13 protein-coding genes are annotated in these 11682 nt (G+C 42.2%); 6 read left to right on the top strand and 7 right to left on the bottom strand.

The annotated features are described in order from the left end of the window. Positions 1-153: 153 nt before the first annotated feature. The 3 genes from ACLL8Z_RS02285 to folP all read right to left on the bottom strand — a co-directional run bounded on the left by ACLL8Z_RS02285 (position 154) and on the right by folP (position 2500). Positions 154-510, bottom strand: a complete 357-nt coding sequence (locus ACLL8Z_RS02285; protein WP_411273133.1) for a four helix bundle protein — start codon at positions 508-510, stop codon at positions 154-156. A gap of 143 nt (positions 511-653) precedes the next feature. Continuing rightward, positions 654-1445 (bottom strand): diadenylate cyclase CdaA, encoded by a 792-nt coding sequence (gene cdaA, locus ACLL8Z_RS02280; RefSeq protein ID WP_411273132.1) that lies wholly within the window; start codon positions 1443-1445, stop codon positions 654-656. A gap of 200 nt (positions 1446-1645) precedes the next feature. Then, positions 1646-2500: a dihydropteroate synthase gene (folP, locus tag ACLL8Z_RS02275; RefSeq protein ID WP_411273131.1), complete on the bottom strand. Its 855-nt coding sequence runs from the start codon at positions 2498-2500 to the stop codon at positions 1646-1648. Between the two features lie 52 nt (positions 2501-2552). Between folP and ACLL8Z_RS02270 the strand changes: the two genes are divergently transcribed. The 3 genes from ACLL8Z_RS02270 (at position 2553) to ACLL8Z_RS02260 (ending at position 4865) form a co-directional block, all read left to right on the top strand. Beyond that, positions 2553-3089 (top strand): DUF1599 domain-containing protein, encoded by a 537-nt coding sequence (locus ACLL8Z_RS02270; RefSeq protein WP_411273130.1) that lies wholly within the window; start codon positions 2553-2555, stop codon positions 3087-3089. 43 nt (positions 3090-3132) lie between these two features. Then, a complete protein-coding gene (locus ACLL8Z_RS02265) occupies positions 3133-4287 on the top strand; it encodes a BT_3928 family protein (protein WP_411273129.1) in 1155 nt (384 codons plus the stop codon). 65 nt (positions 4288-4352) lie between these two features. Beyond that, complete coding sequence (locus ACLL8Z_RS02260) at positions 4353-4865, top strand: shikimate kinase (RefSeq protein ID WP_411273128.1); 513 nt, start codon at positions 4353-4355, stop codon at positions 4863-4865. Positions 4866-4972: 107 nt separating this feature from the next. Here ACLL8Z_RS02260 and ACLL8Z_RS02255 read toward each other — a convergent pair whose 3' ends face one another. From ACLL8Z_RS02255 to rlmD, 3 genes are all read right to left on the bottom strand, one after another. Continuing rightward, the gene (locus ACLL8Z_RS02255; RefSeq protein WP_411273127.1) at positions 4973-5482 is read right to left on the bottom strand and encodes a phosphoribosyltransferase family protein; all 510 of its coding nucleotides are present in this window, start codon (positions 5480-5482) and stop codon (positions 4973-4975) included. A gap of 181 nt (positions 5483-5663) precedes the next feature. Then, on the bottom strand, positions 5664-6056 hold the full coding sequence (locus ACLL8Z_RS02250; protein ID WP_411273126.1) for a hypothetical protein: 393 nt from the start codon (positions 6054-6056) through the stop codon (positions 5664-5666). An 8-nt stretch (positions 6057-6064) separates the two neighbouring features. Beyond that, positions 6065-7489, bottom strand: a complete 1425-nt coding sequence (gene rlmD / locus ACLL8Z_RS02245) for a 23S rRNA (uracil(1939)-C(5))-methyltransferase RlmD (protein WP_411273125.1) — start codon at positions 7487-7489, stop codon at positions 6065-6067. A 1008-nt stretch (positions 7490-8497) separates the two neighbouring features. Between rlmD and ACLL8Z_RS02240 the strand changes: the two genes are divergently transcribed. The 3 genes from ACLL8Z_RS02240 to ACLL8Z_RS02230 all read left to right on the top strand — a co-directional run bounded on the left by ACLL8Z_RS02240 (position 8498) and on the right by ACLL8Z_RS02230 (position 11327). After that, positions 8498-8728 (top strand): hypothetical protein, encoded by a 231-nt coding sequence (locus ACLL8Z_RS02240; RefSeq protein ID WP_411273124.1) that lies wholly within the window; start codon positions 8498-8500, stop codon positions 8726-8728. A gap of 269 nt (positions 8729-8997) precedes the next feature. Then, a complete protein-coding gene (locus ACLL8Z_RS02235) occupies positions 8998-10656 on the top strand; it encodes a tetratricopeptide repeat protein (protein WP_411273123.1) in 1659 nt (552 codons plus the stop codon). 5 nt (positions 10657-10661) lie between these two features. After that, positions 10662-11327 carry a response regulator gene (locus ACLL8Z_RS02230; protein WP_411273122.1) on the top strand — a complete coding sequence of 222 codons (666 nt, stop codon included), beginning with the start codon at positions 10662-10664 and terminating at the stop codon, positions 11325-11327. A gap of 129 nt (positions 11328-11456) precedes the next feature. Here the strand turns inward: ACLL8Z_RS02230 and ACLL8Z_RS02225 are convergent. Then, a partial coding sequence (locus ACLL8Z_RS02225; RefSeq protein WP_411273121.1) for a hypothetical protein occupies positions 11457-11682 on the bottom strand: 226 nt, incomplete at its 5' end.

Below are 11682 nucleotides of genomic sequence, written 5' to 3'. Positions count from 1 at the left end.
AGGTCTGAGGTCTGAGGTCTGAGGTCTGAGGTCTGAGGTCTGAGGTCTGAGGTCTGAGGTCTGAGGTCTGAGGTCTGAGGTCTGAGGTCTGAGGAAAGGGGTAGTTAAGTTACGATTATTTCTTTTTTAGATTTAGCTATTTTTCTTCTTTTTTTATTTCCAAGCAATATACAACTTATGAATCTTTGCTCCTACTTCGTCAGCTTTACGATAGATAGCATCAAACTCTTCAGATGTGATGTATTGGCAATCTTTAGCAAAATTTAGCCAGACTTTCGTTTCTTCGAGTGAGCCTGCAGAATAGACTAGAAACTTTTTGAATTCCGAAGGGTAAGTTTTCCTTCCAAAGCCTTCCGCAATATTAGCGCTGATTGATCGCGTTGAACGCACAATCTGATCAGTTAAAGAATATTTTTCCGACTGCGGAAATGTTATACTAAGGTTGAAGACATCGACTGCGAGCTTATATGATAGCTGATAGACCTCCAGATCCGAAAAGGATTTAATCATAAAAAGTATGCTTTTCCTAAAGTAGACATACTTTTTACTACCTGAATCAGACCGTGCAAATTAATTAGTCGCCGGCAAGATTCCGACTTCCGACCTCCGACTTCCGACTTCCGACTCCCGACCTCCGACACTCCGACACTCCGTCAAAAGTCCTTATTCAGCAGCTTCTCTAATTCTCCCAAAGTCATTTTCATCTTAACCCTTCCCTGCTTAGCATAGGAAATCTCACCCGTTTCTTCTGAAACGATAACAGCAACCGCATCACTTGTTTCCGAGATCCCTATTCCAGCTCTGTGACGAAGGCCAAATTGAGGAGGTAACTTGTCATTTTCGGTTAAGGGAAGAATGCTGCTGGCGCATTTGATCTTATTTTCTGATATGATTACCGCTCCATCGTGCAGTGGGCTGTTTTTCTGAAATATACTTTCGAGTAAGCGTTTGGAAACACGGGCGTCGATTATTTCGCCGCTGTTCTGATAGAACTGCTCATCATAATACTTGGCGAAGATGATAAGTGCTCCAGTCTTACTTTTCTGCATGCTTTTGCAGGCGTCGATTATGGGTTTTATGCGTGCGGAATTGTCCTTCTCAATCTCCTTACGACCGAATAAAAACGACCACCATGCCTTGTTCTTTTGCAGGGATGCGTTCCGGCCTATAAGTAGCAGGAACCTACGGATCTCCTGCTGGAAAACCACAATCAATGCGATGAAACCTATTTGAACGAAACCATCCAGAATCTCAGTAAGAAGCTGCATATGCGCCTGTTTAACCACCAGGTAGACTGCGTAAATGATGACCAGGCCAAGCAGGATGTTAAGAGCGATTGTTCCCCTAATCAGGTTAAAGACGTAATAAATGATTAGTGCGACAAGAATGATATCAAGAAAATCAAGCAAACGCAGATTGAGGAAACTAAAGTCAAATCCTTCCATTTTTTAAAAGTAAAGATAAAATACGATTTAAGAATAGGATTCATAGGATGCTGGTCGAAGATTTGTCTGGAATAGGATTCATAGGATGATAGGATTATAGGATGCTGGGCGGAGAGGTTGGGCATAAAATCTGGCACTTTTCGGATAAAAGGGATAGGATTATTAGGTGTTTCCCCCGCGGGCGGGGGCAGGGGGTGGATTTACCCTACTTTTTCAAAAATCATAATCGCCTCCTTCGCAGCTTTCACGTCATGCACCCTCAGTATATTGGCGCCCTTCATCAGTGCAATGGTGTTGGCCGCGATTGTGCCGTTCAGGGCATTATCAGCATCCGTTCCAAGAGTTTTATAGATCATGGATTTACGCGACAGGCCTGCAAGGATAGGATGGCCTGTGATTTTTAAGTAGTCCAGGTTTTTTAATAGCTCAAAGCTTTGTTCGGGAGTTTTTGCAAATCCAAAGCCAGGATCCACGATGAGGTCCTTTACATCTAATTGTTTCAACTGATCGATTTTAGCTGCGAAATAATAACATACATCTGTGATCAGATCGTTGTATTCTGTAAGCCCCGTCATCGTTTGAGGGGTTCCTCTCATATGCATGAGAATGTATGGGACGCGAAGTGCGGCAACAGTTTCAAACATAGCTTTATCCATTTCGCCTGCCGAAATATCATTTATTATGTGCGCGCCTTCGTTGATTGCCGCCTTCGCTACTTCCGATCTGAAGGTATCAATTGAAAGAACTGCATCCGGAAATTCTTTAACGATGGCTTTAACGATGGGGATTAATCTTTCCAATTCTTCCACTTCAGAGATATGATCAGCACCCGGACGGGAAGAATACGCGCCAAGATCCAGAATGTCTGCACTTTCAGTCAGCATTAATTCTGCCTTGTTTAGCGCGCTGCGGGAATCATTGTTCCGGCCTCCGTCATAAAAAGAATCGGGAGTCAGGTTGAGAATTCCCATTATCCTGGGTTTGGAAAGATCCATCAGAATCCCCCGAAGATTTAACGATAATTTTTGCTGAAAAACTGTATTTTTATCCGCCATCGAAAGGCAAAATACCGATTAATTCATCGTTGAAACAAATAAAATCACAGTCTTGGCTAAAAACACATCTTTAGAATACGATACAGTAATAGGTATTTGCAGGAAACTTTTTATCAAAAAGACAAGCGATTATGGGTCGGCATGGCGAATTCTCCGAATGTCGTCTATTACAGACCAGATCTTTATTAAGGCCCAACGTATCCGTACCCTTGAAGAAAAGAAGGTGTCGAAGGTGGAAGATGATATAACCTCAGAATATATTGGCATAGTTAATTACTGTGTTATCGCCATGATGCAGCTCGATCTTGCGAATGATGAACGGACAGAACTGCCTCCAGAAGAGGTGTCAACCTATTTTGACAGGGTGGTAATTGAAACAAAGGAATTAATGAATGCCAAGAATCATGACTACGGTGAGGCCTGGAGGGATATGCGTGTGAGTTCGCTTACTGATCTCATACTTATGAAAATATTACGTGTAAAACAGATCGAGGATAATTCAGGTCAGACGCTGGCTTCGGAAGGGGTACGCGCTAATTATCAGGATATGCTGAATTATTCGGTTTTTGCATTAATTAAACTTAGTTAAGTGGAAAGCGGAGAGCCGATTTTATCGGGAGACAGAGTTAATTATGGGAAGAATTTTGGCAACAATTAGCAGGGCGATTGTAGGATTGCTTTTTATTTTTTCGGGGCTGATAAAGGCGAATGATCCACTGGGCTTTGGGTACAAACTCCAGGAGTATTTTGAGGTTTTCCATATCGGTTTCCTGAATGATTACGCACCGGCAATTGCGATCGTATTATGTACTCTGGAGATTGTGTTAGGTGCTCTTTTGCTTTTAGGCTTTTGGGCAAAAGAAGTGGCGTGGGGGCTGTTAATTCTTATCATTTTCTTCACGTTCCTGACTTTCTATTCTGCATTCTTCGAGGTTGTCACCTCCTGTGGATGTTTTGGAGATGCAATTCCCTTGACCCCATGGCAATCTTTTAGTAAAGACCTGATCTTGCTGGCTTTGATTGTTATTATTTTCAGACAGCGTGACCATCTTGAACCGGTAATATTAAATAAACGTGCTCAGGATCTGATTTCCGGGTTTATTGTTATTTTATCGCTTGGGTTTGGACTTTTTACCTATAATTTTCAACCTATCGTTGATTTTCTTCCATATAAGATCGGGAATAATATCCCTGCCTTGATGGTCGTCCCTCCGGGAGCGCCGCTCGATGTTTACGAAATCACTTATAATTTAAAAAATAAGAAGTCGGGCGAGGAGAAAAAGATGACCGATAAGGAATACCTGAAAAGCGGGATATGGAAGGATACTAGCTGGGAGATTGTGGGTGAGCCGGTGAACAGGCTGGTAAAGAAGGGGTACGACGTAAAAATAAAGGATTTAAAGATCACGGATAGTCAGGGTACAGATTACAATAAGGAGCTTTTGGAAAATCCCTATTATAATTTGATTGTTGTTGCTTACGACCTATCTAAAGCCAGCAAAAACGGCATTGGCGACTTAAACGCATTGGCTATAAATGCTGCAGAAAATTTTAACGTAAGAACCGTATTGCTAACTTCGAATTCTGCGCAAAGCGCTGAAGAATACAGTAACCAGAATAAACTCGTTATGGAAATCTTCTATGCCGACGGCATACCGCTTAAAAGTATGGTTCGTGCTAATCCTGGGCTGCTGCTTTTGAAGAATGGAACAGTGATTAATAAATGGCATTTTCACAATTTGCCATCTTACGAGGAACTGGCAGACCAGTATTTTCAAAACAATTAAGGAAAATAAACATTAATACTGCAGGTGGGATGTGCCCCCTGTGTCAAAAAAGTAGAGAGAAATTTATGAAGGTGTTTCTTATTGGTTTTATGGGTAGTGGGAAGACTACCGTTGGGAGAAAGCTCGCAAATTATTTGAAATACGAATTTATAGACCTTGATAAATTTATTGCAGCGAAGGCGGGTATGAGTATACCCGATTTCTTTGCTAAGCATGGAGAAGAGGAATTTCGTAAAATGGAACGGGATGTTCTGCAAAATACACTGTATCCGGAGAATGTAGTCATTGCTACCGGTGGAGGTACGCCAACCTATGATGATAACATGAACTGGATGAATGAGAATGGCAAAGTAGCCTATCTGTCATTACCTCCAAAAGCACTTGCCAGCAGGCTCGAGAATTCGACAACTGACCGCCCCCTGCTAAAGAATCTAAAAGGTGAGGAACTCGTTGGGTTTATTACATCGAAACTGAAAGAACGCGAACCCTATTATAACCTGTCGAAATGCGTAATCAGCGCAAGTGATATAACGGCGGAGAGGCTGGCGTTTTATTTGAATTTGGGATATGAGGTGTGAGGACTGAGGTCGGAGGTCGGAGGTCGGAGCCGGGCGGAGATACACTTCGGATTAAGAATGCAGATGACGGAAATCCATCAGACATCTGACCTCTGACTTCAGTTCCGTCATCTCAAATAAACTGCATCTTCTTCCCCTTTAACCCCCATTACCACATCAACGTGTTCCTTGAGTATAGTAGCGAGCTCCAGACCGGTATAATCAGGTGAGACGGGAAAAATACGGTGACTTCTGTCGATCAGGACGAGGGTTCTTAATTTTTTAAGAGGTATATCCAAAAATACTCCCAGTCCATAAGCAAGGGTTCTTCCGCTATTGAGCACGTCATCAACGAGGATCACGACTTTGTTAGATGCATTTGCAACTTCCATATCTGTAATTGCCTGTAAATGCGTACTGTCCTTATCCAGTCCGATTTTCATCAGTGTAACGCTAATCTCAGAAATCGACTCAATGGCTTTTTTGATTCTTTTGGCAATGATATAACCCTTATCTGCGATTCCGGCGACGATAATTTCCTTCTCGTCCAGATTATCTTCCAGGATTTCATACGCCATCCGTTCTATCTTCTGCGTAATCTGTTTTTTGTCGAGTATTAATAATTTCTTATCAGCCATTTCTCTCAAATTTCGCTTGAAAATACATATTCTTAAAGTTACAACCGATGCTAATTAGATATTTTACAGGCAAATGCCACGCAGACATTATCCGTACGTCTGTCAGCTAAAGAGTAATCTCCCACTTCCGACCTCAGACCTCCGACTTCCGACCTCCGTCCTCCGTCCTCCGACCTCCGATCTACTGGTAAGGGAAGAATACAAAATTCGCTCCCTCAGGAACAATTACAAAGACGCACATGAACTGGTAAGCATCTTTGTATTGTTTGAGAAATTTCTCTTGCTTGTCAGGCAAAATCAAGCCTTTTTCTGTAAATTCTTCCAGCGTCGAAGCGTGAATACTCCAATCAGTTTTGAGTTCATTCTTATCCAGAATAACTTCCCCCAGCTTTACTTCATGCTGGTGCGCTACGAATATTGGATAGGCAGAAATTCCCTCTACCATGATTTCAACAGCTACCTCTTTCAGAGATTCATTGTAAAATTTCAGATCAGCCTCAAGGCTTTTCAGAGGGCTTACTTTTTTGGGCTCCTCCTTATTTCCTTCGGGATCTAACAGGTCTTTGATATCCATAACAAAATTTATAACAATGCAGGCGCTTTAATAAGCTCCAAAAGTGCCACATTTTCTACATGCTGTGTATGCGGAAACATATCTACCGGCCGGATCCGTGTCACTTCATATTTTTCTTTCAATAAAGCAATGTCGCGTGCCTGGGTTGCTGCATTACAGCTTACATACACAATTTTCTCAGCCTCCAGTTCAAGCAATCGGGTCACCACATCCGGATGCATTCCTGCGCGTGGAGGATCAGTAATCACTACATCAGGCCTTCCATGTTCAGCGATAAAATCTGCATTCAGAATATCCTTCATATCTCCGGCGTAAAAGCTGGTGTTAGCGATATTATTTATCTCTGAATTTATTTTGGCGTCTTCAATAGCTGTCGGGACGTATTCAATTCCAATAACCAACTTTACGTCTGCCGCTACAAAATTAGCAATTGTCCCGGCTCCGGTGTAAAGATCGTAAACCAGTTCATCGCCCTTAAATCCGGCAAAATCTTTGGTTATTTTATAAAGTTCGAACGCTTGTTCCGAATTTGTTTGATAAAACGATTTAGGGCCAATCTTAAATTTTAGTCCGTTCATATTCTCAAAAATATGATCCGGTCCGTGGTAAATATGGATATCCTGATCGAAGATGGTATCGTTCTTCTTCTGGTTTATGATATATAACAGAGATGTAATACCAGGGAATTCATTTTTGAGGAACTCCATAGTTCCTGTAATTTGCTCGTCCTGAGGATAAGCAAAAACCACAATAACCATTAACTCCCCAATGCTTGAAGTGCGGATGATCAGATTCCGCAAAGCACCTTCGTGGTTCCTGAGATTGTAGAATGAAATTCCACTTGCCAGCGCATAATCTCTGACCCTGTTCCGGATATTATTTGAGGGATCAGCCTGCAGATGGCAGTGTTCAATGTCAAGGATTTTATCGAATCTCCCCGGAATATGGTAGCCAAGGGCGTTCATTTCCATCGTTTCTTCGCTATGCATGTCCCCATCAGTAAGCCAGCGCTTATCGGAAAAAGTGTATTCGAGTTTATTCCGGTAATAGCGGGAGGCTTTGGAGCCAAGGATCGTTTCCATGCCAGACACATCAACCTTCGCCAGACGCTGCAAAGCATCGCTTACGCTTTTCTGTTTAAACTGGAGCTGGGATTCGTATGTTAAATGCTGCCACTTACAACCGCCACAAACCCCGAAGTGCTGACAAAAAGGTTCCGTGCGGTGTTCTGATGGCCTGACCATATTTTGAATCCTGCCTTCATAGAATTTCTTTTTTCTTCGTACAAGCTCAACATCAACCAGATCGCCGGGAACGGCCTTATCGATAAATATCACGAGATCACCCGATTTACCTACCCCTTTTCCCTCTTCAGCAATATCAATTACCTCTATGTTTTGTAAGAACTTTAACTCTGCAGGAATTTTTTTCATGAGGGGCAAAAGTAAGGAAATTTGCGGGAAGACTGAGGTCGGAAGTCGGAGGTCGGAGGTCGGAGGTCTGTGTCGGAAGCGCAACAAGGAAATTACTGGCAAGTGCGGAAACAATTACCAATAATGGTGTTACGTGAAGGCAGTCTAACTTAAAGCCCTATAAAATAGCGACTCTTAAAAATCAAATTGCTCATCAATCAAAATGGAAATAATTAAAATCTCTCTGCTCATGGCTATTTGTGTTGTTATTGTTACAAATATAGTGGAAAATATACTGAAAACCAAAACGGTATGTGGAGTGTAAGTAATAAGTTATAGGTTGTAAGTTATAAGTTATAGCACAGCGTCCAGGTACTTACTCACCTACAACTAAGGTGCGGTATTTATGGCTTTAAGTAAAATATATCGGTTAACGCATAGCACAGCGTCTAGATACTTATAACCTACAACTTACAACCTACAACTAATGTGTGCTGTATTTATAGGGTGTAAGTAATAAGTTATAGGTTGTAAGTTATAGCACAGCGTCCAGGTACTTACAACGTACAACTCCCCTTTACGGTTTCCCGTATTAACGATCTGAATTGAGGAGATAACTTGCGAGATGCTATCAAGTATATGACTAACCGATTCGTATTAAATTTAAATCAGCAACCAAATGACGACTATGAAGTTCATGAATCTGGTTGCGAAAATTTTCCAATTACGGATTTTGACGAACTGGGGAATTTCTATGGTTGTCTGGCTGCCGGAATCGAAGCCCGACGCAGGTATCCCGACAGGAAGATTAACGGGTGCAAGGTTTGTGCGTATTTGTGTCATAAGAGGTGACTTTTTTCTTGAGCCCACACCGTTTTACTAAGTCATATGTACTAGCTAAGCTTGTACATATGATTTAGAGCAATTGGAAATTTTGAAAGAAATATCAGTTATTCAGCGTAATAAGCTGTATGTTTTTAAAAATTACCTTGATTTGTTTAAGGCATAAATAATTGTCTTACTTTGTCCATGCAAGAACCATTCGACATTTTTATAGGAGCAACACCCTATTCAGTATTTCCAGAAGAGGATAATACATTCACTATTTTCAAAGATGGAAAAGAATATACCCACATTCAAAAGGACACAGAAGGCGTCTGGCTGAGGCTGGATTATGAAACCGACCTTCCGCTTTTTGACGAAGATGCGGAGATAAATGAAATCGGCAGGCAGATAAATTTATATCTGGCGGGATTATAAAGGTTGCTCATCGACCAGGAGATAGGGTTGTAAAATGAAAGAGCTGGGCAGGTGAATGTTTAGTATTAAGAGTAATTTCAGAAAAGCTCAGCATACTGCGATCTCCTGTGGTTCAAATTTCAAAGATCTCTCAGAATTCGGACCATACTTGCGACTTTTGGGGTTTAGCCTCTCGAGTAAATCTTTGCTGTTAAATTTCTGCGGTTAATTTATTGTTCGCTTCACCAATCGTTTAGACAATATTTTTTAGATTAGAGAAATCTAAAACCTTGAAGCACCTTCTATTTTTTATCACTATCCTTTTCACGTTTTTCTCCTGTTCAGAGAAGAAGAACGATGAAACATTTAAAGAATCAACCGCGTTATTTCAACAAGCTTCTGCCTTTCGCGACTCCGCCAAAAAAGATTCTGCTTACGTTTATTTTAATCTGGCGAAGGATAAGTATTTACAGGAGAAAGACAGCCTGGCCGCGGGCATCTGCCTGGTTAATATGGGGATTATATCCACAGACCTTGGCGATCATTACGGGGGACAGGAATTGTCGCTGGATGCGGTAACTTATTTCGATGAGAACAATCCGGCTCACGATCCCTACCTCTTGTCAAACTACAATAATCTTGGAATTGCCAGCTACAATTTACTGCAGTATGCTAAAGCCGTGGAGTTTTATCAGAAGAGCTTAAAGTTCATAAGCGATAGTGCTTACGCCAGGGTTGTTAAAAACAATATCGCGAACGCCTATCGTAAAGAGGGTGATTTCAGCAAGGCGATCGATATGTATGAGTCGGCTTTGGTGATGGAAAATGATCCTAAAAACTATGCCCGCCTACTCTCCAATCAGGCCTATACCAAATGGCTTGAAAACCCGAACTATAATGCGACACCTGAACTTCGCCGGGCGCTCAATATCCGTTTCAAAGAAAAAGACCTGTGGGGACAAAACGCCAGCTATGCGCAGCTAGCCGATTATTATATTAAGAAGCAGCCCGACAGTGCGCGGCAATTATCATTGAAAATGTATGAGGCAGCAATCGCAATACGCAGCGCCGACAATCAGGTGGAAGCTCTGCAGAAACTCATCCCGCTAAGTGATGCTCCGAGTGCCAAACGGTATTTTGAGAGGTACAGGCAGCTTAGCGATAGCCTGCAGACCGCAAGAAACAATGCAAAAAATCAGTTCGTGGTTATTCGATATGAAACGGAGAAACATAAAGCAGAGAATCTTGAGCTACAAAAGGAAAATGCTTTCAGGGCATTCTGGATTACTTCCCTTCTTGCCTTATTCACATTCACCATGGTGATTCTTGCTTTCTGGTTTCGGCGAAGAAAAAAGCGTATGGAGCAAGAAGCCAAAAATGCCATCCGTGAAAGTCAGCTGAAAACCTCCAAGAAAGTGCATGATGTGGTAGCCAATGGATTGTACCGTATTATGTCGGAAATGGAAAATGCCAAACAGCTGAATCAGGAAAAGATACTGGATAGTATGGAAATATTATATGAGCAATCCCGGGATATTTCTTACGAAGACGACAATGAATTTGATACTGATTTTAAAGAATCAATAAAGCGCTTATTAATGTCGTTCGCCACAGATGAAATCAAAATCGGGATTGTTGGAAACAGTGGAGAAACCTGGGAGTATGTAAGCCCTGAAGCGAAGGTCGAATTAAAACATGTGCTCCAGGAACTGATGGTAAATATGAAAAAGCACAGCCGCGCAAATGCAGTAGCTGTACGTTTTAGGAACGAAGACGATCAGCTGAATGTGTGGTATACCGATAATGGCGTAGGCTGCCCGGAAGAAGTGGTTTTTGCCAACGGCTTAACCAATACGGGAAACCGTATAAAAAGTTTAGGCGGCACGCTTAGTTTTGAGGCCAGTACAGGCGGACTTAGCATACATATACAAATTCCTGCTGCACGTTAATCCATATGTTTGAAAGAGTACTCATTGCCGAAGATCACGAAAGCTCCAATATATCCGTCAGGAAGGCGCTGGAGGATTGCGGAATGGCAAATAACGACTATGTATTTTATTGTGACGACGCCATACTCCGTATCAGACAAGCGATTAAAAATGAATCTTCGTACGACCTGCTCATTACCGACCTTTCCTTTGATGAAGACGGCACACCTCAGAAAATCACCAACGGTATCGACCTGATCAAAGCCGCCCGGGAAATTCAGCCAGGCATCAACATCCTGGTGTTTTCTGTCGACGGCAAACCCGCTACCATAGATTACCTTTTTAAAGAACTGGCCATTAACGCTTTTGTCAGGAAAGCCCGCCGCGATGTCACCGAGCTGAAACTTGCCCTGGAAGCCGTTTCAAAACGAAGGAAGTATCTCAGCACCGGCCTCAGGCAAACGATCAAAGAATCCAACACCTACGATTTTAAGGATTACGATATTATATTGATCAAGCAGCTGGCTAAAGGGATGCTCCAAAAAGACATTCCTCAATACCTGCAGCAGCATGATATCAGCCCTTCCGGCCTGAGCAGCATTGAAAAGCGGCTGAACCATATACGCGAATCATTGAGCTTTACAAAGAATGAACAGCTGGTTGCTTTTTGTAAGGATGTGGGGGTGATTTGATCGGAGGTCGGAGGTCGGAGGTCGGAGGTCGGAATGTACGAAATAAGATAAACAAAATAATCTTATTAAGGTTAAGTCTTGGAATAATTAGTCTTATATACACGTATTTCCCGCTCTTGGCCGCGGGGGCTACCGTGTACCACATCTTTTCAAACTCTTTTTATCTCCTTTTAATGACCCTGAAGGGGTCAAATGTTTATAGAAAATCATGCTATCCGGTTTTGCCGACCCCGACGGCGGTCGTATATGATGACGCTTAACACATGCGACCACCTTCGGGGTCGACCAATCTATCCCCAGGTCGTTGTCTATAAACATGTGACCACCTTCGGGGTCGGTGGCTCTCCAACTAATA

The sequence above is a fragment of the Daejeonella sp. genome, assembly GCF_046590655.1.
Taxonomy (GTDB): domain Bacteria; phylum Bacteroidota; class Bacteroidia; order Sphingobacteriales; family Sphingobacteriaceae; genus Daejeonella.
This window is presented reverse-complemented; position numbering and strand designations above follow the sequence as displayed.